Genomic DNA, 22,638 nt, shown 5'->3' on the forward strand with positions numbered 1-22,638 from the left:
CACCGCTTACCGGAGATCGATCATGAAGGAAGTCATTCTCGTCACGGGCGCGTCCAGCGGCTTCGGCCTGCTGACGGCCCAGGCGCTCGCCCGCGCCGGCCATACCGTCTACGCGTCGATGCGCGAAAGCACCAGCCGCAACGCGCCGCGCGTCGCCGCCATCGCCGCCTACGCGCGGGAACACGGCGTCGACCTGCGCACCGTCGAGCTCGACGTCGGCGACGACGCGTCCGTCGCTGCCGCCATCGATCGCGTGATCGCGGACAACGGCCGCCTCGACGTCATCGTCCACAACGCCGGCCACATGGTGTTCGGCCCGGCCGAAGCGTTCACGCCCGAGCAGATCGGCGAGCTCTACGACATCAACGTCGTGTCGACCCAGCGCGTCAACCGCGCGGCGCTGCCGCACCTGCGGCGCCAGGGGCGCGGCCTGCTCGTCTGGGTGTCGTCGTCGTCCGCGCGCGGCGGTACGCCGCCGTTCCTCGCGCCCTACTTCGCCGCGAAAGCCGCGATGGATTCGCTCGCGGTGTCCTATGCGGCCGAACTGGCCCGCTGGGGGATCGAGACGTCGATCGTCGTGCCGGGCGCGTTCACCCAGGGCACGAATCACTTCGCCCACGCAGGCAAGCCGGCCGATGCGGCCATTCAGGCCGCCTACGTCGACGGCCCCTATGCCGGCGTCGCCGAACAGGCGCTTCAAGGCCTCGCCGCGCTCGAACCGGCGGACGCCGATGCGGGCACCGTCGCGACGGCGATTGCCGACATCGTCGCCGCCCCGACCGGCAAGCGCCCGTACCGCGTGTTCGTCGATCCGTCTCAGGACGGCGCGGAAGAGGTGTTCCGCGTCGGCGACCGGATTCGCCGCGAGATGTTCAGGAACATCGGCCTCGCCGACCTGCTCGCGGCCCGCGTCGGCGGCTGATCCACCGTGCGCCGGTCACGCCGGCGCGCCTCAGCCCGGCTCGCAGAACCCGAGGATCGCGTCGGCGATTGCCGCCGGCGCCTCGCGCTGCGGAAAGTGGCCGACACCGTCCAGCACCTGCCGCGCGTAGCGCCCCGCAAAGAACCGCTCGCGCCCGGCCGAGCTGTCCGGATGATTGCAGGTATCCGCGCCGCCGTGCAGCACGAGCGTCGGCAGTGCCAGCACCGGCGCGGGATTCAGCCGCGCATCGTCGTCGGCATAGGCCGGCGTGCCCGGTGCGAATCCCCATCGATGCCGGTACGAATGCAGCACGACGTCGATCCAGTCGGGCCCGTCGAACGCGGCGGCGGCCGCGTCGAAATCGCTGTCGCGATACCAGCCCGGCGGCGACCACGTGTCCCACATCAGGCGGGCAAACGCGCGGCGATCGTCGCGCAACGCCTGCTCGCCGCGCGGCGTCGCCATGAACCAGTGATACCAGTAGTTGCGCGCCTGCTGCAGCGACAGCGGCTGCCCCGGGTCGTTGGTGCCGTACCCGACCGACAGCATCACGAGATGCGATGCGGCGCCATCGCGCAGCCCGCACGCGTTCGCGGCCGCCCGCGCGCCCCAGTCGTGCCCGACCAGCACGGGCCGCTCGATGCCGAGCGCATCGACGAAGTCGAGCAAGTCGCGCCCGAGCGCCGCGAGCTGGCCGCTGCGCGCCACGGATGCGTCGCGAAAGCGGGTCGGCGCAAATCCGCGCAGCGCGGGCGCGAGCACGCGGTAGCCGTGCGTGGCGAGCCTTGCCGCCACCGCGTCCCAGCCGACCGGGCTGTCCGGCCAGCCGTGCAGCAGCACGGCCACGCGCTCGCCGCGCGGGTTCCATTCGAGATAGGCAACGTCGAGCGACGCGGTCGTCGCATGCGCATAGGTCGTCATCGTGCACTCCGTTGGGTGGATCCGAGTGCACGATGGTAGGCCGGCCTTTCATCACGATTCACGGAGTATCATCGTTAATTCTTCGAGTATCGCGTTGAATTGATCCATGGAACCGCTGACCGATCCCGCGTCGACCACGCTCGACATCACGCTGCTGCGCACCTTCCTCGAAGTCGTCGACAGCCGCGGGTTCGCGCCGGCCGCGGAACGGCTCGCGCTGACGCCGTCCGCCGTCAGCGGCCACATCAAGCGGCTCGAACAGGCGGCCGGCACGGTGCTGCTCGCGCGCACCACCCGTCGCATCGCGCTCACGCCGGCCGGCGACACGCTGTACGCGTACGCACGCAACATCGTCGACATGGAGCGCGAAGTGCGCGCAAGGCTGCGCGGCGCGCCGGCGCACGGCCCGCTGCGGGTCGGCGCATCGGAGGATTTTGCGGGTGCGTGGCTGCCGCACGTGCTGCGCACGTTCCGCGACCGCCACCCGCGCACGTCGATCGAGCTGAAGGTCGGGATCACCGCGTCGCTGCTGCGCGAGCAGACGCTCGGCCGGCTCGACGTCGTGTTCGGCAAGCAGTGCCGGCAGGTCGACACGCCGGGCGAACTGCTGTGGGAAGAACCGCTCGTGTGGGCGTTCGCGTCGGATCGCACGCTCGACGCCGGCGGCGACGTGCCGCTCGCGCTGTTTCCGCAGCCATGCGTCTATCGCGAAGCCGCCGTCGCGGCGCTCGCCGCTGCGTTGCGGCCGTTTCGCGTGCTGTTCGAGAGCAGCAGCATGGCCGGCTGCGTGTCGGCCGCGCTCGCGGGCTTCGCGGTCACCGCGCTGGCGCGCAGCCAGCTGCGCGACGGCCTGCGCGAATGCGGCCCGCAGGACGGCCTGCCGGCGCTGCCGGCCGCGCGTTTCTACGCGTTCGCGGCGAAACCGGACGGCGCCGGCGCCGCGTTGATCGACGCGGTGCGGGAAACCGGGCGCAGCCGGCAGTTCGCGGCGCTGCCCGGCTGAAACAGGCACGACGGCACGTGACGCGATCCGGCCGTGCCGGTCAGTCGCCCTCCGCCCCCTCCCCGCCATGCGTCAGCGCGCTCGCCATCAGTTCCCCGAACCATTCGATGAAGGCATTGAGCCGGCGCGAACGATGGCGCCGGTGCGGGTACACGGCCGACACGTCCATCGGTGCGGCGCGGTGGCCGGGCATCACGTCGACGAGTGCGCCGCTGTCGAGCAGATGCTGGACGTCGAAGCGCGGAATCTGGATCAGCCCCATCCCGGCGATGCAGCTGGCGATATAGGTTTCGGCATTGTTGACGATCACCCGGCTCGGCAGCATGAGCGTGTGCCGCTGGCCGTCCGCGCAGTATTCCCAGTCGAGTTCGCGCCCGGTCGTCGGCGACGCATAGCCGATCGCCCAGTGTCCGTGCGCGAGCGCATCCGGATGCTCGGGCACGCCGCATTCGCGCAGGTAGTCGGGGCTCGCGCAGTTGATCAGCGTGAACTGTCCGAGCGGCCGCACGACGAGGCTGCTGTCGGCAAGCCGCCCGACGCGGATCGCGCAGTCGACGCCCTCCTGCACCAGGTCGATCGAACGATCGGTCGAGCCGAGCGACAGTTGCAGCTTCGGATAACGGTGAAACAGCGACGGCAGCGCGGGCGCCACCATGCGGCGCGCGATCCGGCTCGGCACGTCGACGTTCAGCCGGCCGATCACGTCGCGGTCGCGGCGGCGGAACAGGCGGTCGAGTTCGTCGGCCTCCGCGAGCAGGCGCCGGCCGCGTTCGAGCAGCAGCGCGCCGTCGGCGGTCAGTTGCACCTGGCGTGTCGTGCGGTGCAAGAGGCGCGTGCCGAGCCCCGCTTCCAGTTGCTGGACGGCCGCCGACACGGTCGCGCGCGGCACGTCGAGCGCATGCGCGGCCTTGATGAAGCTGCCCATCTCGGCAACCTGCAGGAAGATTCTGACCTGATCCAGCTTGTCCATCGGCAGGGAACGTAGGTTCGGACGAACGCCGCCGCCAGCCGTCACGCATCGCGGCCGGGTCCGGCGGCACAGAGAAAACGGGCACGCAGCCGCGAGGCCGCGCGCCCGTCCATTGTCCACGCAAACGCGCCATTGCGGTGCGCCGCGCGGCCCGTTGCCGGGCCGGTTACTTGGTCGTGTAGCCGCCGTTGATCAGGATCGTCTGGCCCGTGATCCACCAGCCGTCGGTGACGAGATGGCGGATGAACGGCACGACGTCCTCGATGTCGGTCAGGCCCGTCTTGCTGAACGGCGACAGCGCGGCCGCCGTCTTGTGATACGCGACCGCATCGGCGCCCTCGGCCGGGTAGAAGAACGGCGTGTCCATCGGGCCCGGCCCGACGGCCGTCACCGAGATCCCGCGCGCGCCGTACTCCTTCGACGCCGCGCGCGTGAAATGCTCGACCGGCGCCTTCGACCCTTCGTACGCCGCATAGAACGGCGTGAACGCGCCGAGCAGCGACGTCACGAGCGTGACGAGCTTGCCGTGATCCTCGAGGTGCCGCCCTGCTTCCTTGATGAAGAAGAACGCCGACTTGCTGTTGACCGCGAACATCTCGTCGTACTCGGCCTCGCTGATCTCGGTGAACGGCTTCTTCAGCACCTTGCCGACCGTGTTGATCGCGATGTCGATCTTGCCGAAGCGCTGCTTCGCGTCGTCGAACAGCTTCTCGACCGCGGCGGCCGTCGTCAGGTCGCCCTGGAACGTAGCCGCTTCCGCGCCGGCCGCACGCACCGCGGCGGCCGTCTCCTCGGCCTGCGCCTGCGACGCGGCGCTGTTGTAGTGAATCGCCACGGCCTTCGCACCGTGGCTCGCCAGATCCCGCGCGATCAGGCCGCCGAGATTCTTTGCGCCGCCTGCGATCAGGACGACCTTGTCTGCGAGCGTATGAGTTGCCACGGTTGACTCCCTTTCTCGTTGAACGAAGCTTGGAGTGTAGGCACGCGCGACGCGCCGGTCAGCCGGGCAACGCTGGATGGATTATCCAGAAAAACGATCCAATCGAAGCGCGGCAGTGCAGCCTGCCGCACCGACAACCGCGCCGGATCCGCCCTCGATTGATGGGCGCCGATGCCGAGGCCGGCGCCGGCTCAGCGCGCGTACAGCGTCGCGTCGATCTTGCCGAGCAGCCACTGCATGCCGGCCAGGTGCTGCTGGTCGTGGCTGCACAGGTAGTGGACGAGCCCGCGCACGGTCAGCGCCCCGTAGCCGTCGAATTCCCCGGTGCGCGCGAACTGTTCGGGCGTGAGGCGCGACACGAGGTCCAGCGTCTCGCGCCGCGCTTCGCGGATCGCCGCGAGCACGTCGGACGCATACGCATCGTTGTAGCGGCGCTCGATCGCGAGCGCGTCGCCGTCGATCGACACGAGCAGCGGCCGGTCCTCGTCGAGCATCCGCCGCAGCCGCACGTGATAGCCGTCGATCTCGATGTCGCGCACGTGGCAGAGCTGCCCGAGCGGCGAAAAATGCTCGCTCGGCATCCCGGCCCAGTCGTCGGGCGTCCAGCGCGCGTAGCCGTCGGGGACGGCCGCGAAATGGGCTTCGAGCTGACGGGGGAAATCGGCGAGTGCGTCGAGCGTCGTCGGATTCATGCGGGACTCCCTGTCGGATAGGGGCGGCGGCAGCCCTGGCACGGGCCTGCCGTCGCCGTTGCGTCACTTCACGCTGAAGCCGTACGCGCCCTGCGTGCGGTGCCCGTCGGTCGCGACGGCCACCCATTTCACCGTATAGGCGCCGGCGCCGACCGCCGTGAGCGGCACCGACATCCGCTTGCGGTTCGACGCGTCGATGCGCGCACGGCCATCCGACACCGTCTTGCCATCGCCATCGACGACGACGATCGAGCTGAACGCGGGTTCCAGCGGCTCGGTGAAGTCGATCGTGACGGCGGCCGGTGCGGCAGCCACCGCCGCGCCCGCCGCCGGATCGCTCTTCGCGAGGTGCGCGTGCGCGAACGCGGCCGACGAGACGGTCGCGGCGACGATGACGGCCGCGGCGTGGCGGCCGAACGGGAACGAAGCAAAAGGCATGGACTTTCCGTGAAGAATGAACGGGCGCCGCGCCCCGCGCGGCGTACCGGCAGCTTACCAGCGCATGTGCGTTCATGCCGGTCGCGCGCCATCGCTTGATAGAATGCGCGCGCTATGGATCTCGAAAGCATTCTCTACACCCAGGGCTTCGGCTCGCGCCGCCAGTGCCGCGGCCTGATCGAAGCGGGCCGCGTCACCGTGGCGGGCGCCCGCGCGACCGACCCCGACGCCGCGTTCGATACCGACGGCCTCGTGTTCTCGGTCGACGATACGGCGTGGCCGTTCCACGCACGCGCCTATCTCGCGCTCAACAAGCCGGCCGGCTACGAGTGTTCGCGCGATCCGCAACACCACGCGAGCGTGTTCAGCCTGCTGCCTGCACCGCTCGTCGCGCGCGGCGTGCAGTGCGTCGGGCGTCTCGACCAGGACACGACGGGCCTGCTGCTGCTGTCCGACGACGGCCAGTTCGTGCACGCGTACACGTCGCCGAAGCGCAAGGTGCCGAAGACCTATGTGGCAACCGTGCGCCACCCGCTCGACGACACGCAGCTGAACACGCTGCGCACCGGCGTGCAGTTGCACGGCGAGCCGAAGCCGATCGCCGCGGTCGCCGCCGACGCGCGCGACCCGCACGCACTCGCGCTGACCGTGCTCGAAGGCAAGTACCACCAGGTCAAGCGGATGGTCGCGGCGGCGAGCAATCGCGTCGAAGCGCTACATCGCGAAAGCATCGGCGGCTTCACGCTGCCGGGCGACCTCGCGCCCGGCGCGTGGCGCTGGCTCGATGACGCCGACCTTTCAGCGCTGCGCAATCCGGTCAAAACCCTGTAAGGGAAAATCCGCACGACCGTTCGACGCTCGACCGCATCTCGGCCGCATGTTCCCCCGCTATACTGAAATCACAAGCTGTAAGAGAACAGCGACGTAGGGGGAGGCATCATGAACAACCATACTTTCGAACTGTCGTCCGTGATGATCGCGTTCGCGGTCATCGGTGTCATCGTGATCGGCGGGCTGCTGGCCGCGATGCACATGAAGCACAAATATCATCCGAACCTGATTGGCGCGCTGATCGGCGCGTTGCTGTGCTTCCTGCTGATCGAGGCGTTACCGGCGCTCACCTGATGCGTCGCCCGGCGCGAGCGTTTGAAGGAAATCGTCTACGGTCGGATAGCGCAACGTCACGCACAATTCGGCCTTGAGCCGTGCGTTGGACAGGCGCCGCGACTCGCGCATGAACGACAGCAGTGTCGGTTCGAGCTGACGCTCGGCGTCCGCGCGGCTGACACGTGGCGGCCTCGGCAGGCCGAGCACCTGCGCGACCCGGTCGAAATACTCCCCCATCCGCAGTTCGCTGTCGTCCGACGCGTGCACGGCGCGCGTCGGCTTGCCGCGTTCGGCCGCGCGGCGCAGGATCGCCGCGAGATCGTCCGCGTGGATGTGGTTCGTGTAGACGTCGTCGGCCGGCTCGAGCGCCGGCGTGCCGCGCTCGAGCCGTGCGACCGGCAGGCGGTTCGCCGCGTAGATTCCGGGAATCCGCACGATGCGCGCGGACAGCACGCCGCGCACCGTCGCCGCCCGCAGTTGCCGCTCGGCAGACACGCGCCGGAACGCGCGCGGATTCGCGGGACGCAGCGGCTGCGTTTCGTCGATGCGCGCGCCGCCGCAATCGCCGTAAACGCCCGTCGTACTGGCATAGACGAGCCTCGGCGCACGAAGGCCGTCGGGTACAATACGCGCTGCCCGAACGGGCGCGCCGGCCTGTCGGGTCGCGGTGCGCAGGGTTCGGAGCCGGCCGACCGCCGAGGCCGGCGGCACCGGTGGCCGTCGCGCAGGCACGGTCGTTGCGGCGATCAGCGCACGCGTGCGCCGGTCGTCACGGCCATCGGACTGCGGCGGTGCGAGATGCAGGATCGTGCGGGCCAGACCCGCAAGGCGGCCAAGCGTCGCCCGGCGATCGAGGTCGCCGACGATCGGCGTTGCACCCGCGGCACGCAGTTCGTCGCGGCGGGCCGGATGGCTCGTCAGCGCGAAGATCCGCAGGTTGCGGCGCGTGTCGCGCCATTGCGCGACGCAGCGCATGCCGACGTCGCCGCAGCCGACGATCAGTGCGCGCGGCCGGCGCAGGATTCGAGTCGCGATCATGTTGGTTGCGAAATCAGTAGCCACCGTTGCGCGACGCGCAACGGGTTTGCATTGTAGCTGCCGTGCCCGACATGCACGGTCCCCCCATTTTGTTCTAGTTTGGTTCTATGGCATTCAACGTCACTCTCAAGCAAAGCGGCCGGCAATTCCAGGTCGAGTCGGATGAAACCGTGCTGGCGGCCGCGCTGCGCCAGAACGTCCATCTGCCGTACGGCTGCAAGAACGGCGCGTGCGGCTCGTGCAAGGGCCAGATCGTGTCGGGCCAGATCGAACAGGGCCCGCACGCCGCGTCGGCGCTGTCCAACGACGAACGCACGCGCGGCCTCGCGCTGCTGTGCTGCTCGAAGGCGCAGTGCGATCTCGAAATCGACGTGCGTGAAATCGCCGGCGTCGACGGCGTGCAGGTCAAGAAGCTGCCGTGCCGGATCGCCGCGCTCGAGCGCAAGGCCGACGACGTGATGGTCGTGAAGCTCCAGTTGCCCGCCAACGAACGCCTGCAGTACCTCGCGGGCCAGTACGTCGAGTTCATCCTGAAGGACGGCTCGCGCCGCAGCTACTCGATGGCGAACGCGCCGCACGAGGAAGGCCCGGTCGAGCTGCACATCCGCCACATGCCCGGCGGCAAGTTCACCGACCACGTGTTCGGCGCGATGAAGGAGCGCGACATCCTGCGCTTCGAAGGCCCGCTCGGCACGTTCTTCCTGCGTGAAGACTCCGACAAGCCGATCGTGCTGCTCGCATCGGGCACCGGCTTCGCGCCGATCAAGGCGATCATCGAGCACGTGAAGCATACGGGCATCACGCGCCCGATGACGCTCTACTGGGGCGCGCGCCGCAAGAAGGACATCTACCTCGGCGAACTGGCCGAGCAGTGGGCACGCGAGATCCCGAACTTCAAGTACGTGCCGGTGCTCTCCGAGCCGGACGCCGGCGATCAGTGGACGGGCCGCACCGGCTTCGTCCACCGCGCGGTGATCGAGGATCTGCCCGACCTGTCGGGCCACCAGGTGTACGCGTGCGGCGCGCCGGTGATGGTCGAATCCGCGCAGCGCGACTTCACGCAGCACCACGCGCTGCCGGCCGACGAGTTCTACGCGGACTCGTTCACGAGCGCCGCCGATCTCGCGCATCCGGTCTAAGGCCCGCGCACCCGCGTACGGCACTGCACGCTGCGATGTCACATCCGTGGCATCGCGGCGGTTTACAGTGACGCGCGGGATGCCTTATGCTTGCGCACATGAACTGCTTCCTGTCCGCCCTTCGACGTCGCCGCTCGCCGCTCCGCCCGGATGCCGCCGGCTCGTCACGGACTCGCGCGTAACCCACACCGCTTCACCGGTTACGCACAAGCTGTTCGACCCACCAGCCACGGCCTTCCGTGGCTTTTTTATTGCCTGTTTCCCTTTCAACGTCCGCTGGAGTCTGCTGCCATGCCCCTGAACGATTATCCGATCGACTCGCTGATGTACATCACGAACCGCCCCGACATCGTGTTTACGCACGGCAAGGGTTCGTGGCTCTACGATCACACGGGCAAGCGCTATCTGGACTTCATCCAGGGCTGGGCCGTCAACAGCCTCGGCCATTGCAACGAAGGCATCGTCGACGCGCTGAAGACGCAGGCGGAAAAGCTGCTGAACCCGTCGCCCGCGTTCTACAACGAACCGATGGCGAAGCTCGCGGGCCTGCTCACGCAGCACAGCGTGTTCGACAAGGTGTTCTTCACGAACAGCGGCGCGGAAGCGAACGAAGGCGCGATCAAGCTCGCGCGCAAGTGGGGCCGCAAGTTCAAGAACGGCGCGTACGAGATCATCACGTTCGACCACAGCTTCCACGGCCGCACGCTCGCGACGATGTCGGCCAGCGGCAAGCCGGGCTGGGACACGATCTACGCACCGCAGGTGCCGGGCTTCCCGAAGGCCGAGCTGAACGACATCAACTCGGTCGAGAAGCTGATCACCGACAAGACCGTCGCGGTGATGCTCGAACCGATCCAGGGCGAAGGCGGCGTGATTCCGGCCACGCGTGAATTCATGCAGGCGCTGCGCGCGCTGACGAAGCAGCACGACCTGCTGCTGATCGTCGACGAAGTGCAAAGCGGCTGCGGCCGCGCGGGCACGCTGTTCGCGTACGAGTTGTCCGGCATCGAGCCGGACGTCATGACGCTCGCGAAAGGCATCGGCGGCGGCGCCCCGCTCGGCGCGCTGCTGTCGAAGGCCGAGTTCGCGGTGTTCGAGGCCGGCGACCAGGGCGGCACGTACAACGGCAACCCGCTGATGACGGCGGTCGGCTATTCGGTGATCTCGCAGCTCGTCGCACCGGGCTTCCTCGAAGGTGTGCGTGCGCGCAGCGAATACCTGAAGCGCAAGCTGCTCGAGCTGTCGGAAGAGCGCGGCTTCGAAGGCGAACGCGGCGAAGGCCTGCTGCGCGCGCTGCTGCTCGGCAAGGACATCGGCCCGCAGATCGTCGAGAAGGCCCGCGACATGCAGCCCGACGGCCTGCTGCTGAACGCCGCGCGGCCGAACCTGCTGCGCTTCATGCCCGCACTGAACGTGACGACCGAGGAAATCGACCAGATGATGGCGATGCTGCGGTCGGTGCTCGACACGCTCTAAGGAGACCGCCGCGATGGATGCCGCCGCCGATGCTGTCGCAATCCGCCCGTTCGAACGCGCCGACACCGATGCCGTGCTCGCGGTATGGCGCGACGCGTTCCCGCAGTACGAAGACGCGGATGCGCCGCCGCACCGCGATCCGCTGCGATCGATCGAGCTGAAGCTCGCGACGCAGCCGGAACTGTTCTTCGTCGCGACCAGCCGCGCGCGCGTGGTCGGCACGCTGATGGCGGGTTTCGACGGGCATCGCGGCTGGCTCTACTCGTTCGGCGTATCGAACGACGCACGCCGGCTCGGCATCGGCCGCGCGCTGATCGCGCATGCGGAACGCGCGCTCGCCGCGCGCGGCTGCCTGAAGATCAACCTGCAGGTGCTCCCCGGCAACGACGATGCGTGCCGCTTCTACGCGGCGCTCGGCTATCGCGTCGAGGAACGCATCTCGTTCGGCAAGACGCTGCCGGCCGCGTGAAGCAAAGGCCGGCAGCCCGCCACTTCAGCGCGTGATCGGCCCCGCGCCCGGCAGCGGATTGCCGAGCGCGTCGGTCGGCACGGCCTGCTGCTCGAACGCGGCGAAATACGCGGCCCACTGCGTATCGCTCACGCGCACGATCAGCGCGCCGTCCTGCCAGATGTCGTTGTGGTCGTTGTGGTCGTCGCCCGCGCGGTGCAGGTAGTTCGAGCCGGTCGAACCCTGGTTCATGTGCGTGTCGTGGATGCCGTTGCCTTCCGCATACGAGCGGCCGAACACGACGACGTCGAGCCCCTGCGACTGCGCGGCGTTCACGAGCCGCAGCAGCGACGGGATCGGCTCCTGATTCTCGGTACCGTCCATCACGGCGCTCGGGCGCCACGCGCCCGTTTCGTTCAGGATGTCGCTGCGCAGGTAGTCGAGCGCGGGCAATGCCGCCTGCCCCGTCAGGTCCGTGTAGCCCTCGGCCGCGGCCGCGAGCGTCTGCGTGATCGGGTGGTGGAAATCGTAGACGAGCTTGTAGTTCAGCAGGTCGTCCGCGTCGTTGGTGCCCACGTTGATCGCGACGTCCCAGTCGCCGCCGGGCAACGCCAGCGTCAGGTGGATGTGGTACTGGATCTCGCTGCCATGCGGCGAGCCCTTCAGCTTCGCCACCGATGTCACCTTCGCCTTCACGAAACCGTAGTCCAGACTCATGCGTGCTCTCCGTGTGCCGATGGGCCGCCGATGCTACATGGCCCGTGTGTCGGTTTGCGGGCGACCGGCAACGAGCGGCCGCCCCATCGTTCCCGCGCCGCGTACGCGGCGCGACAGTCGAATGGAGTCGCGCCCGCACGCACAAGTTCGGCCGGAATCGCATCACACGAAAAAAAAGGCTGTCACGGCATCCCGTGACAGCCTTTCGAAAGCCCGTGTGCGACGCAGCCGGCATCTGCCGCCGCGCGCCACCGGGCCCGCTCATTCACTCATTCACCCAGGTACGCGGCACGCACCTTCGGATCGTCGAGCATCTGCTTCGCATCGCCTTCCATCGTGACCGTGCCCGAATCCATCACGTAGCCACGGTCGGCCGCCTGCAGCGCGAGGCGGGCGTTCTGCTCGACGAGCAGCACCGTGATGCCCTCCTTCGAGATTTCACGCACCACTTCGAAGATCTTCTCGACCATGATCGGCGACAGGCCCATCGACGGCTCGTCGAGCAGCAGCAGCTTCGGCTTCGAGAGGATCGCGCGCGACATCGCCAGCATCTGCTGCTCGCCGCCCGACAGCGTGCCCGCGAGCTGCGTCGCACGCTCCTTCAGGCGCGGGAAGAAGCCGAACATGCGGTCGACGTCCTTCTTGATCTGCTCGCCGTCGTTGCGCAGGTACGCGCCCATCTGCATGTTCTCGACGATCGACATCCGCGCGAAGATCCCGCGGCCTTCCGGCACCATCGCGAGGCCGCGCTTGAGCAGCTCGTGCGTCGGGATGCCCTTGATCGACTTGCCCTCGTACTCGATGTCGCCGGCCGAATACGCCTTCAGACCGGTGATCGCCTTCATCGTCGTGGTCTTGCCCGCGCCGTTCGCGCCGATCAGCGTCACGAGCTCGCCCTGACGGACTTCCATGTCAACGCCCTTGACGGCCTGGATGCCGCCGTAGTTGACCTGCAAGCCCTTGATTTTCAACATTGCCGCTGCCATCAGTGCACCCCTGCGCCGAGATATGCCTCAATCACCTTCGGATTCTTCTGCACGTCCTGCGGCAGACCCTCGGCGATCACCTTGCCGTAATCGAGCACCGTCATCCGGTTGCACAGCCCCATCACGAGCTTCACGTCGTGCTCGATCAGGAGAATCGTGCGGCCGTCCGAGCGGATCTTGTCGAGCAGGCGCGTGAGTTCGACCTTCTCGGTCGCGTTCATCCCGGCCGCCGGCTCGTCGAGCGCGAGCAGCTTCGGGTCGGTGGCCAGCGCGCGCGCGATCTCGAGGCGGCGCTGGTGGCCGTACGACAGGTTGCGCGACGTGTAGTCCGCGTACTGCAGCACGCCGACGTATTCGAGCAGCTCGATCGCGCGCTCCTTGATCTCGCGCTCTTCCTGGCGTTCGGCCGGCGTCTGGAACACCGCGCCGAGCAGCCCGTGCTTGGTGCGCACGTGGCGGCCCACCATCACGTTCTCGAGGGCCGTCATCCCGCCGAACAGGCGGATGTTCTGGAACGTGCGCGCGATGCCCGTCTTCGCGACCTGATGCACCGCGGTCGGCTTGTATTCCGTGCCGTCGAGCTTGAACTCGCCGGAGTCCGGCGTGTAGAGGCCCGTGATCACGTTGAAGAACGTCGTCTTGCCGGCGCCGTTCGGGCCGATCAGGCCGTAGATCTCGCCTTCCCTGATCTGCAGACCGACATCGGACAGCGCCTGCAGGCCGCCGAAGCGTTTGTTCACGCCCTGCACGGACAGTCGGATTTGTTTGTCGCTCATGTGTGTATCCCCTTGTCCGTCGATTAAGCGCGCACCGGCTTCTTGCTGGCGCGCTTCGCCAGTTTCGCGATCTTGTCCTCATGCTTCGGCGCGGGCCACAGGCCTTCCGAGCGATACAGCATGATGACGACCATCGCGAGGCCGTACAGCGCCTGACGGATCACTTCCGTATCGACGATGTCATGACCGAACAGCGCGTGCTGCAGCGGGCTCATCGTCGAGCGCAGGAATTCCGGGAAGATCGCGAGCAGCACCGCGCCCAGGATCACGCCCGGGATGTGGCCCATGCCGCCGAGCACCACGCAGGCCAGCACGACGATCGATTCCCAGAACGTGAACGATTCCGGCGACACGAAGCCCTGGAACGAACCGAACATCGCACCCGACAGGCCGCCGAACGACGCACCCATCGCGAATGCGAGCAGCTTCACGTTGCGGGTGTTGATGCCCATCGCCTTCGCCGCGATCTCGTCTTCGCGGATCGCCGCCCATGCGCGGCCGATACGCGAGTGCTGCAGGCGCGTACACACCCAGATCACCAGCAGCGAGCACAGCACGAACAGGTAGTAGTACATGTAGACCGACGGCAGCTGGATCCCGAACAGCGAGTGCGTCTGCGCGAGGCTGAAGTCGCCGATGTGCACCGGATCGATGCCCGTGATCCCCTTCGGGCCGTTGGTGATGTTCACCGGACGGTCGAGGTTGTTCATGAAGATCCGGACGATTTCACCGAAGCCGAGCGTCACGATCGCCAGGTAGTCGCCGCGCAGGCGCAGCGTCGGCGCGCCGAGCAGGATCCCGAAGGTCGCCGCCAGCGCCATCGCGATCGGCACGATGATCAGGAACGGGATATGCAGCCCGTTCGGCGCGAGCGCCGCGATCCACTCGAATTGCGAGGTCAGGTGCGGCGAGCTCAACAATGCCGCCGTGTACGCACCCACCGCGTAGAACGCGATGTAACCCAGGTCGAGCAGGCCGGCGAAGCCGACCACCACGTTCAGGCCCAGCGCGAGCATCACGTACAGCATCGCGAAGTCGAGCACGCGGACCCAGTAGTTGCCGCCGGCCGAGCCGATGATGATCGGCGCCGCGATCACGAAGACCGCGGTCAGGAGGCCGATGATGATGGTCTTGGTGGTGTTGCGCTCTTCGACGAGCGACGTCGAGGATTCGATCGGTTGAATGGATGTCATGTTGTTTGCTCCCTTCCGTTACGCGCGATCCGCGACACGTTCGCCCAGCAGGCCGGACGGACGGAACACCAGCACGATGATCAGCACGATGAAGGCGAACACGTCCTGGTAGTTACTGCCGAATACGCCGCCCGTGAGGTTGCCGATGTAGCCGGCCCCGAGCTGCTCGATCAGGCCGAGCAGCACGCCGCCGACCATCGCGCCGCCGAGGTTGCCGATCCCGCCCAGCACCGCGGCCGTGAATGCCTTCATGCCGGGGATGAAGCCCATGTAGAAGTGCACGTTGCCGTATTCGGATGCGATCATCACGCCGGCCAGCGCGGCGAGCGCGGAGCCGATCATGAACGTCGCCGAGATCACGAAGTTCGGGTTCACGCCCATCAGGCTCGCGGTGTTCGGGCTTTCGGCGATCGCGCGCATCGCGCGGCCGAGCTTGGTCTTGTGCACGAGCAGCAGCAGGCCGCCCATCACGATGAACGCCACCGCGATGATCACGATTTCAGTCACCGAGATCACGGCGCCGGGCGTCGTGTCGGTGGCCTTGATCACGTTGATCGGATCGGTCGGCAGCAATTGCGGGAACGGCAGCGGGTTGCGCGACCAGATGATCATCGCGGCGGTCTGCAGCAGGATCGACACGCCGATCGCGGTGATCAGCGGGGCGAGGCGCGGAGCGCGACGCAGCGGCCGGTAGGCGACCCGTTCGATCGTGAAGCCGACGAATGCACAGACGACTGCGGCGATGCCCAGGCCGATCGTCAGCGTCGCGACGTTGCCGAGTCCGGGGAAATGGTTCTGCAGCACGGTGATGGCCGACAGGGCGACCATCGCGCCAATCATCAGCACGTCGCCATGCGCGAAGTTGATGATGCCGAGAATGCCGTACACCATCGTGTAACCCAACGCGATGATGGCGTAGACACTGCCGAGCACCAGCCCGTTGAGAACCTGCTGGACGAAAATATCCATTTAAAGCTCCTTGGCCCGTGCTGCCGGAGGACGTTGCGCCCCGCGGGTAAGCGAGGAATCGCGCCTTCTCGGCGACACTGCGGGTACTAGTCGATACCGGTAAGGGTGGATCGTCCCGGCGCGCGCCGCCCGGCCTGTACGGCCGGACCTGCCGCCGGAGCGGATACAAAAACGGCACCGCACTGTTCCGGTGCCGTCATGAGTCCCGTCGCTAAATCGTCACGACATCGAGGACGGTGTTCGTGGCCTCCTTGAAGTCGTAGGGCAGCATGCCGAGACGGCCATCGTCCGGTTGCCCGGCATCCGTGCCTTGTCCCGTCCGGTGCGAGGCAAGCCCCGCACCCGGGCGGATTGGATTCCGTGCCGCGGTGCCTCGCGAGGCACCGCGAACGCCGCGCCCGACATTCGTCAGGACTGCGTCGGAATCCATCGTACGAACCAGACCGCGCGCCGCGACATCATTGCTCGCGGCAACGCGCTGTTTCGTCGAATCGAAATGAAAGGGGACCGGCGACATCGGCACGCTGCCCGCATCGCCGGGCACCCGGGCCGGCCTGCGTCGATCGGCGCGCACGGTCGCTGTCACGCCACGACCGGCGGCCTGCTGTGCTGCAACCTGCGTGCGCGCTGCCTGACCGTTCGCCAGGCCAAGCGCGTTGATTTCCTCGATCGCCAAACGTGCCCCGTTTTCCTTGTCCTTGCCCAATTGCGCGGTGCGGCACACGAACGGTGCCGCACGACCGGTTCCGGCGACGCGCACGCCGCTGGCCGGCGGTGCCGCGAACGCCGCAGCCTCCCTCCCCGCCTCGTCGTCGCTCTTTTTGCTGCAGCCGGCAAGCATTGCAACCGGTGCGGCGACGGACATGGCGTAAGCCAACTTCACATGCATCGAGTGGTCTCCCGCGCCTTGCCAAAATCCGATTTCAAAGCCATTCAGGCCTGAAAACGGGCGCATTGTAACTCCATTTATAGGACGCCAATAATCCTGATTCGATGGGGTTTTCCTGCATTGCAACCAATTTTGAGAGACGCTTGGAAGCGCGCAGAGCAACCCGGTTGCACCATTGGTCCGAATAATGGTTGCGATTGCGATTTCGACAGGCAAAAAAAAGCGCGCCGTCAGGCGCGCTTCGGTGTTCCGCGGGTGCGATGCGGCAATCAGGCGGCGGGCGGCAGGTTCAACCCGCGCGGCAGCGGAAACGACACGTTTTCCTCGATGCCGTCGAGCGCGCGCACATTGCGCACCCCGAGTTCGCGCAGCCGCGCGATCACGGCCTGGGCGAGCACTTCGGGGGCCGACGCGCCGGCCGTCACGCCGATGCGACGCTTGCCTGCGACCCATGCCGGATCGATCTGGTCGGGTGCATCGACCATGTACGCGTCCACGCCGCGCTTCTCGGCCACTTCACGCAGGCGGCTCGAATTCGAGCTGTTCGGGCTGCCGACGACGATCACGACATCGCACTGCGGCGCCATGAACTTCACGGCGTCCTGGCGGTTCTGCGTCGCGTAGCAGATGTCCTGCTTCTTCGGTTCGCGGATCTTCGGATACTTGGCCTTCAACGCGCCGATGATCTCGGCTGCGTCGTCGACGGACAGCGTCGTCTGCGTGACGAGCGCGATGCGTTCGGGATCGGCGAGCTCGAGCTTCTGCACGTCCTCGACGCTCTCGACGAGATGCATGCCGCGCTCGACCTGCCCCATCGTGCCTTCGACTTCAGGATGGCCCTTGTGCCCGATCATGACGATGTCGACGCCGTCCTGGCGCATCTTCGCCACTTCGACGTGCACCTTCGTGACGAGCGGGCAGGTTGCGTCGTAAATGCGCAACCCGCGCACGTCGGCCTCGTCGCGCACGGCCTTCGACACGCCGTGCGCGCTGAAGATCACGGTATTGCCGGCCGGCACTTCCTCGAGTTCCTCGACGAAGATCGCGCCTTTCTTCTTCAGATCCTCGACCACGTACTTGTTGTGGACGATCTCGTGACGGACGTAGATCGGCGCACCGTGCATCGCGATGGCGCGCTCGACGATCTCGATCGCGCGATCGACGCCCGCGCAGAAACCGCGCGGCTGGGCCAGCAGGATTTCGGCATCGGCGGCGACGGTCTGCCCGGACAGTGTATCGGTGGTGCTCATGATTACAGGATTCCGATGATTTTCACTTCGAACGTGAGCGCTTGGCCCGCGAGCGGATGATTGAAGTCGAACAGTGCCGAGGTTTCGCTGACTTCCTTCAGCACCCCAGCGTATCGGCCGCCGTCCGGCGCGTTGAACTCGATCAGCTCGCCCGGCGTGAAATCGTCGCCGACCATCCCGTTCTCGCGCAGCGTCGACAGCGTCACGCGCTGGAGCATGTCGGGATTCCGGGGACCGAACCCCTGTTCGGGGGCTAGCTGAAAAGTCGAATGGTCGCCGACCCTGAGGCCGATCAGAATCTGTTCCAGCGACGGCGCCAGTTGCCCCGCGCCGAGCAGCAGCGTGGCCGGCTTGTCGGTGAAGGTGTTGACGATATCGGCGCCGTCGGCGAGTGCCAGCCGGTAATGCAACGTGACGTGGGAACCGGGCTTCACTTCGGATAGATCGATGAGGCTCATGAATTACTCGTTCAGTCGGCGCCCGATACGGCCGAAAGGCCCGGCGCAAAACCAATATTGTAAGTCACCTGAGCGCGCAAGGCGGAAAGTGCGACGACGTCGCGCACACTGCCCGCCGCCAATGGAGTTTCAAGCATGCTGTCACCCTGCCCAGCCTTGCCGCCAGTCGAATGCCGCGACAGCACCGATCTGCCGGCCGATCTGCCGGCCGATCCGCCCGGCCGCGTCATCCCGATCCACCGGCGCAAGCACCGCCTGCGCGGCTGGCGGCCCGAGCGGCCACGCGAGCGATTGCTGGAGCGCGGGCCGGCGGCGCTGACCGACGACGAACTGGTCGCCCTGCTGCTCGGCACAGGCAAGCCCGGGCACGACGTGTTCACCACCGCCCGCGCACTGGTCAAGCAGTTCAAGTCGTTGCACGGGTTGCTCGAGGCGACCACCGACGATTTCGAGGCGCACCCCGGCATCGGCCCCGCGCGCGCCGCGCGGCTGGTTGCCGTCATCGAGATCGCGCGTCGCATGCTGAAGGAGAAAGCGCACGAGAAGAAGCCGATCGATTCGCCCGGCGCGGTCGAGGACTATCTGCGGCTGAAGATCGGCGCGCGTCCGTACGAAGTGTTCGCCGCGGTCTACCTCGACGCGCGCCACGGCCTGATCGACATGGAGGAAATCACGCGCGGCTCGCTGACGCGCATGGCCGTCTACCCGCGCGAGATCGTGCGACGCGCGATCGCATACAACGCCGCGGCACTGATCGTTGCCCACAACCATCCGTCGGGCGCGGTGCAGCCGAGCGCGGAAGATCGCCGCCTGACCCGCGCGCTGCACGACGCGCTCGCGCTCGTCGATGTCAGGCTGCTCGATCACGTCGTGATCGGCACCAGTGATACTTTTTCGTTCGCACGGGCCGGTTGGATGTAGACTGTGCGGTTGCGGCCCGCCCAACGGCGCCGCAACGGTGATGCGAAATTAGGTTTGATTTTTCTGAACTTTTTCTGCTAGAATCGCCGTCTGTCTTTTTTCCAACCAGTTCTAGCCATCGAAGGGCCTTGTCTGTAAGGGCTTCGGCGTTCTGAGTGCAGCCATGGATCACGTGGCGGTACGATGGAACCTTCATCGGCGATCGAACCCCGAATTTAGCGTATTAGGAGTGCTCTCATGGCACGCGTATGCCAAGTAACTGGGAAAGCGCCGATGAGCGGCAACAACGTTTCCCACGCCAACAACAAGACCAAGCGTCGCTTCCTGCCGAACCTGCAAAACCGCCGGTTCTGGGTTGAGAGCGAAAACCGCTGGGTGCGCCTGCGCGTCTCGAACGCCGGCCTGCGCCTGATCGACAAGAACGGCATCGATTCCGTGCTCGCTGACCTGCGCGCACGCGGCGAAGCCTAAGCCCAAGGAGCACAATCATGGCAAAAGGCGCACGCGACAAGATCAAGCTCGAGTCGACCGCTGGTACGGGTCACTTCTACACGACCACGAAGAACAAGCGCAACATGCCGGAAAAGATGGCGATCAAGAAGTTCGATCCCGTCGTCCGCAAGCATGTGGAATACAAAGAAACCAAGATCAAGTAATCTCCGGTTTCTGCTAGCCTGACGGCGACCGAAAAGCCCCGCACATGCGGGGCTTTTTGTTTTGCGCGCACGCTCCGGCGCGACGCGGTATGCTCTCCCCTTTCCGCGGCCACGGCCGCCGGAACGCACAAGATCAAAAGCGTAACGATGGAGATGCAGCATGAAATTCGACGTGGCGATCGTCGGCAGCGGCCTGGCAGGGCTGTCGGTCGCACTCAACCTGGCCAGCACGCGACGTGTCGCGCTGATCGCGAAACGGTCGATGATGGAGGGCGCGAGCGATAACGCGCAAGGCGGCATCGCGGCAGTCCTCGATTCGGCGGACAGCATCGAGAACCACGTCGACGACACGCTGGTCGCCGGTGGCGGCTTGTGCGACGAAGGCGCGACGCGCTATATCGTCGAGCACGGCCGCGAAGCGATCGAATGGCTGATCTCGCAGGGCGTGCCGTTCACGAAGGACGACGCGGCCGAGCTCGGCTTTCACCTCACCCGTGAAGGCGGCCACAGCCACCGCCGGATCATCCACGCGGCCGACGCGACCGGCCATGCGGTGCTCGCCACGCTGTCGGCGCGTGCACGCCAGCATCCGAACATCACGTTCTTCGAAAACCACCACGCGATCGACCTGATCACGTCGGACCGGCTCGGCCTGCCCGGCCGCCGCTGTCACGGCCTGTACGCGCTCGACGTCAACAACGACCGCACGATCACGATCGAGGCGCCGCATACGGTGCTCGCAACGGGCGGCGCCGGCAAGGTCTACCTGTACACGACGAACCCCGACACCGCGACCGGCGACGGCATCGCGATGGCGTGGCGCGCAGGTTGCCGCGTGTCGAACATGGAATTCATCCAGTTCCACCCGACCTGCCTGTTCCATCCGTATGCGAAGTCGTTCCTGATTTCGGAAGCCGTGCGCGGCGAAGGCGGCCTGCTGAAGCTGCCCGACGGCACGCGCTTCATGCCCGCGCACGATCCGCGCGCCGAACTCGCGCCGCGCGACATCGTCGCGCGCGCGATCGACTTCGAGATCAAGAAGCGCGGGATCGACTGCGTGTATCTCGACATCAGCCACCAGCCGGAAGCGTTCCTGCGCGAACACTTCCCGACGATCCACGCGCGCTGCCTCGAATTCGGCATCGACATCGCGAAAGAGCCGATTCCCGTCGTGCCGGCCGCGCACTACACGTGCGGCGGCGTCGTCACCGATCTCGCCGGGCGCACCGATCTCGCGGGCCTGTATGCGGTCGGCGAAACGTCGTACACGGGGCTTCACGGCGCGAACCGGCTCGCGAGCAACTCGCTGCTCGAATGCCTCGTGATCGGTCGTGCCGCGGCCGAAGCGATCGAGGCAGCCGGCTTCGATGCCGAAACGCCGGCCACGCTGCCCGCGTGGGACGAAAGCCGCGTATCGGATGCGGACGAGGAAGTCGTCGTTGCGCACAACTGGGACGAGCTGCGCCGCCTGATGTGGAACTATGTCGGCATCGTGCGCACCGACAAGCGCCTCGAACGCGCGAAGCACCGGCTGTCGCTGCTGCGCGACGAGATCCAGGAGTACTACGCGAACTTCCGCGTGACGCGCGACCTGCTCGAACTGCGCAACCTCGTCGACGTGGCGACGCTGATCGTGAAGAGCGCGCACTCGCGCCGCGAAAGCCGCGGGCTGCACTACAGCCGCGACTGGCCGAACTCGCTGCCGAAGGCACTGCCGAGCGTGCTCACGCCGCGCGCGCGTCGCTGAGCGGCACGCCCTTTCCGGCTGCGGCCGCACAGGAAAAAAGCCGTTGGCGTTTGCGCGCCAACGGCTTTTTTGTCTGATCGAACGCGTTCGGTCAGTCGACGATCCGCATCGAATAGTCCGTCGCGCGCACGTCCTTCGTCAGCGCGCCGATCGAGATACGGTCGACCCCCGTTTCCGCAAACGCACGCACCGTATCGAAATTGACGCCGCCGGACACTTCGAGCACGGCCTTGCCGTTCGCCACACGCACCGCTTCACGCATCATGTCGAGCGTGAAGTTGTCGAGCAACACCGACTGCGCGCGATGTGCGAGTGCCGTATCGAGTTGTGCAAGCGTCTCCACTTCGACCTGCACAGGCACGCCCGACTCCAGCGCAAATGCCGCGTCGAGCGCCTCGCCGACACCGCCTGCCGCCGCGATGTGGTTTTCCTTGATCAGGATGCCGTCGTACAGCGCGAGCCGCTGGTTCTCGCCGCCGCCGACGCGCACCGCGTACTTCTGCGCGAGCCGCAGGCCCGGCAGCGTCTTGCGCGTATCGAGGATCTTCGCGCGCGTGCCTTCGACGCGATCGACGTAACGACGCGTCGCGGTCGCGACGCCCGACAGCAGTTGCAGGAAGTTCAGCCCGTTGCGCTCGGCCGTCAGCAGCGCGCGCGCCGGCCCTTCGAGCTCGCAGACGGTCGAATCGGGCGACATACGATCGCCTTCGCGATAACGCCACTGCACCACGATCGCCGGATCGATCCGGGCAATCACGGCCTCGAACCACGGCACGCCGCACAGCACGGCTTCCTCGCGCACGATGATGCGTGCACGGCGACGCCCGCCGGCCGGTACGAGCCGCCCGGTCTGGTCGCCGGTGCCGACGTCTTCCGCGATCGCATCGGCCACGTTGCGCGCGATCGCATCGTCGAATGCCGCGCCGTACTGCTCGCGGACGATGTTGAAGAGCGGGGATACTGCGGAACTCACGCCGCCTTC

Annotated in this window: 27 protein-coding genes; 11 read left to right on the plus strand and 16 right to left on the minus strand. The window is 67.0% G+C overall.

Annotated features, from left to right (window positions below):
• The first annotated feature begins 22 nt into the window (after positions 1 to 22).
• Positions 23 to 922 carry an SDR family oxidoreductase gene (locus CFB39_RS13945; protein WP_089473410.1) on the plus strand — a complete coding sequence of 300 codons (900 nt, stop codon included), beginning with the start codon at positions 23 to 25 and terminating at the stop codon, positions 920 to 922.
• Positions 923 to 952: 30 nt separating this feature from the next.
• Here CFB39_RS13945 and CFB39_RS13950 read toward each other — a convergent pair whose 3' ends face one another.
• On the minus strand, positions 953 to 1,843 hold the full coding sequence (locus tag CFB39_RS13950; RefSeq protein WP_089473411.1) for an alpha/beta fold hydrolase: 891 nt from the start codon (positions 1,841 to 1,843) through the stop codon (positions 953 to 955).
• A 106-nt stretch (positions 1,844 to 1,949) separates the two neighbouring features.
• On the opposite strand from CFB39_RS13950, the gene CFB39_RS13955 reads away from it, so the two are divergent.
• Positions 1,950 to 2,846, plus strand: coding sequence for a LysR family transcriptional regulator (locus tag CFB39_RS13955; RefSeq protein ID WP_089473412.1), 897 nt, complete (start codon positions 1,950 to 1,952; stop codon positions 2,844 to 2,846).
• A gap of 40 nt (positions 2,847 to 2,886) precedes the next feature.
• Here the strand turns inward: CFB39_RS13955 and CFB39_RS13960 are convergent, their stop codons facing one another.
• The 4 genes from CFB39_RS13960 to copC all read right to left on the minus strand — a co-directional run bounded on the left by CFB39_RS13960 (position 2,887) and on the right by copC (position 5,886).
• On the minus strand, positions 2,887 to 3,816 hold the full coding sequence (locus CFB39_RS13960; RefSeq protein ID WP_089473413.1) for a LysR family transcriptional regulator: 930 nt from the start codon (positions 3,814 to 3,816) through the stop codon (positions 2,887 to 2,889).
• A 166-nt stretch (positions 3,817 to 3,982) separates the two neighbouring features.
• On the minus strand, positions 3,983 to 4,756 hold the full coding sequence (locus tag CFB39_RS13965; RefSeq protein WP_039368119.1) for an SDR family oxidoreductase: 774 nt from the start codon (positions 4,754 to 4,756) through the stop codon (positions 3,983 to 3,985).
• A gap of 191 nt (positions 4,757 to 4,947) precedes the next feature.
• Positions 4,948 to 5,448 carry a DinB family protein gene (locus CFB39_RS13970; protein WP_089473414.1) on the minus strand — a complete coding sequence of 167 codons (501 nt, stop codon included), beginning with the start codon at positions 5,446 to 5,448 and terminating at the stop codon, positions 4,948 to 4,950.
• 63 nt (positions 5,449 to 5,511) lie between these two features.
• Positions 5,512 to 5,886, minus strand: a complete 375-nt coding sequence (copC, locus tag CFB39_RS13975) for a copper homeostasis periplasmic binding protein CopC (protein WP_089473415.1) — start codon at positions 5,884 to 5,886, stop codon at positions 5,512 to 5,514.
• Between the two features lie 114 nt (positions 5,887 to 6,000).
• Between copC and CFB39_RS13980 the strand changes: the two genes are divergently transcribed.
• Together CFB39_RS13980 and CFB39_RS13985 are read left to right on the plus strand one after the other, a co-directional pair.
• On the plus strand, positions 6,001 to 6,717 hold the full coding sequence (locus CFB39_RS13980; protein WP_089473416.1) for a pseudouridine synthase: 717 nt from the start codon (positions 6,001 to 6,003) through the stop codon (positions 6,715 to 6,717).
• A gap of 108 nt (positions 6,718 to 6,825) precedes the next feature.
• Positions 6,826 to 7,011, plus strand: coding sequence for a hypothetical protein (locus CFB39_RS13985; protein ID WP_089426139.1), 186 nt, complete (start codon positions 6,826 to 6,828; stop codon positions 7,009 to 7,011).
• Here CFB39_RS13985 and CFB39_RS13990 read toward each other — a convergent pair.
• Entirely contained in the window at positions 6,994 to 8,031 is a 1,038-nt protein-coding gene (locus tag CFB39_RS13990) for an NAD-dependent epimerase/dehydratase family protein (protein ID WP_089473417.1), read from the minus strand. The two genes, CFB39_RS13985 and CFB39_RS13990, sit on opposite strands and share 18 nt — an antisense overlap.
• A gap of 107 nt (positions 8,032 to 8,138) precedes the next feature.
• Between CFB39_RS13990 and CFB39_RS13995 the strand changes: the two genes are divergently transcribed.
• From CFB39_RS13995 to CFB39_RS14005, 3 genes are all read left to right on the plus strand, one after another.
• Positions 8,139 to 9,170, plus strand: coding sequence for a CDP-6-deoxy-delta-3,4-glucoseen reductase (locus tag CFB39_RS13995; protein WP_011352940.1), 1,032 nt, complete (start codon positions 8,139 to 8,141; stop codon positions 9,168 to 9,170).
• 291 nt (positions 9,171 to 9,461) lie between these two features.
• Positions 9,462 to 10,646 carry an acetylornithine transaminase gene (locus CFB39_RS14000; RefSeq protein WP_069248649.1) on the plus strand — a complete coding sequence of 395 codons (1,185 nt, stop codon included), beginning with the start codon at positions 9,462 to 9,464 and terminating at the stop codon, positions 10,644 to 10,646.
• A 13-nt stretch (positions 10,647 to 10,659) separates the two neighbouring features.
• Positions 10,660 to 11,115 carry a GNAT family acetyltransferase gene (locus CFB39_RS14005; RefSeq protein WP_089473418.1) on the plus strand — a complete coding sequence of 152 codons (456 nt, stop codon included), beginning with the start codon at positions 10,660 to 10,662 and terminating at the stop codon, positions 11,113 to 11,115.
• 24 nt (positions 11,116 to 11,139) lie between these two features.
• On the opposite strand, the gene CFB39_RS14010 is transcribed toward CFB39_RS14005, so the two are convergent.
• The 9 genes from CFB39_RS14010 to CFB39_RS40810 form a co-directional block, all read right to left on the minus strand.
• Positions 11,140 to 11,811, minus strand: a complete 672-nt coding sequence (locus CFB39_RS14010) for a DUF2278 family protein (RefSeq protein ID WP_069248650.1) — start codon at positions 11,809 to 11,811, stop codon at positions 11,140 to 11,142.
• A gap of 269 nt (positions 11,812 to 12,080) precedes the next feature.
• Positions 12,081 to 12,797: an ABC transporter ATP-binding protein gene (locus tag CFB39_RS14015; RefSeq protein WP_089426143.1), complete on the minus strand. Its 717-nt coding sequence runs from the start codon at positions 12,795 to 12,797 to the stop codon at positions 12,081 to 12,083.
• Positions 12,797 to 13,573 (minus strand): ABC transporter ATP-binding protein, encoded by a 777-nt coding sequence (locus CFB39_RS14020; protein ID WP_069248652.1) that lies wholly within the window; start codon positions 13,571 to 13,573, stop codon positions 12,797 to 12,799. Before CFB39_RS14020 ends, CFB39_RS14015 begins: the two co-directional genes overlap by 1 nt.
• 23 nt (positions 13,574 to 13,596) lie before the next feature.
• A complete protein-coding gene (locus CFB39_RS14025; RefSeq protein WP_089473419.1) occupies positions 13,597 to 14,766 on the minus strand; it encodes an ABC transporter ATP-binding protein in 1,170 nt (389 codons plus the stop codon).
• 18 nt (positions 14,767 to 14,784) lie between these two features.
• Positions 14,785 to 15,735 carry a branched-chain amino acid ABC transporter permease gene (locus CFB39_RS14030; RefSeq protein WP_006488946.1) on the minus strand — a complete coding sequence of 317 codons (951 nt, stop codon included), beginning with the start codon at positions 15,733 to 15,735 and terminating at the stop codon, positions 14,785 to 14,787.
• Between the two features lie 211 nt (positions 15,736 to 15,946).
• Entirely contained in the window at positions 15,947 to 16,690 is a 744-nt protein-coding gene (locus tag CFB39_RS14035; protein ID WP_179257680.1) for an amino acid-binding protein, read from the minus strand.
• A 203-nt stretch (positions 16,691 to 16,893) separates the two neighbouring features.
• Complete coding sequence (gene ispH / locus CFB39_RS14040) at positions 16,894 to 17,874, minus strand: 4-hydroxy-3-methylbut-2-enyl diphosphate reductase (protein WP_011352949.1); 981 nt, start codon at positions 17,872 to 17,874, stop codon at positions 16,894 to 16,896.
• Between the two features lie 2 nt (positions 17,875 to 17,876).
• The gene (locus CFB39_RS14045; RefSeq protein WP_046544593.1) at positions 17,877 to 18,332 is read right to left on the minus strand and encodes a peptidylprolyl isomerase; all 456 of its coding nucleotides are present in this window, start codon (positions 18,330 to 18,332) and stop codon (positions 17,877 to 17,879) included.
• An 11-nt stretch (positions 18,333 to 18,343) separates the two neighbouring features.
• A complete protein-coding gene (locus CFB39_RS40810; RefSeq protein ID WP_256093565.1) occupies positions 18,344 to 18,469 on the minus strand; it encodes a hypothetical protein in 126 nt (41 codons plus the stop codon).
• Here CFB39_RS40810 and radC point away from each other — a divergent pair.
• From radC to nadB, 4 genes are all read left to right on the plus strand, one after another.
• Positions 18,468 to 19,253 (plus strand): DNA repair protein RadC, encoded by a 786-nt coding sequence (gene radC / locus CFB39_RS14050; protein ID WP_089473421.1) that lies wholly within the window; start codon positions 18,468 to 18,470, stop codon positions 19,251 to 19,253. The two genes, CFB39_RS40810 and radC, sit on opposite strands and share 2 nt — an antisense overlap.
• 237 nt (positions 19,254 to 19,490) lie before the next feature.
• Positions 19,491 to 19,724 carry a 50S ribosomal protein L28 gene (rpmB, locus tag CFB39_RS14055; protein ID WP_004186391.1) on the plus strand — a complete coding sequence of 78 codons (234 nt, stop codon included), beginning with the start codon at positions 19,491 to 19,493 and terminating at the stop codon, positions 19,722 to 19,724.
• Positions 19,725 to 19,741: 17 nt separating this feature from the next.
• Positions 19,742 to 19,909 (plus strand): 50S ribosomal protein L33, encoded by a 168-nt coding sequence (gene rpmG / locus CFB39_RS14060; RefSeq protein WP_006478046.1) that lies wholly within the window; start codon positions 19,742 to 19,744, stop codon positions 19,907 to 19,909.
• 160 nt (positions 19,910 to 20,069) lie between these two features.
• Entirely contained in the window at positions 20,070 to 21,656 is a 1,587-nt protein-coding gene (gene nadB / locus CFB39_RS14065; RefSeq protein ID WP_089473422.1) for an L-aspartate oxidase, read from the plus strand.
• Positions 21,657 to 21,747: 91 nt separating this feature from the next.
• Here nadB and nadC read toward each other — a convergent pair whose 3' ends face one another.
• Positions 21,748 to 22,629: a carboxylating nicotinate-nucleotide diphosphorylase gene (gene nadC / locus CFB39_RS14070; RefSeq protein ID WP_089473423.1), complete on the minus strand. Its 882-nt coding sequence runs from the start codon at positions 22,627 to 22,629 to the stop codon at positions 21,748 to 21,750.
• Positions 22,630 to 22,638: the final 9 nt, after the last annotated feature.

This window comes from Burkholderia sp. AU6039 (assembly GCF_002223365.1).
Lineage (GTDB): Bacteria > Pseudomonadota > Gammaproteobacteria > Burkholderiales > Burkholderiaceae > Burkholderia.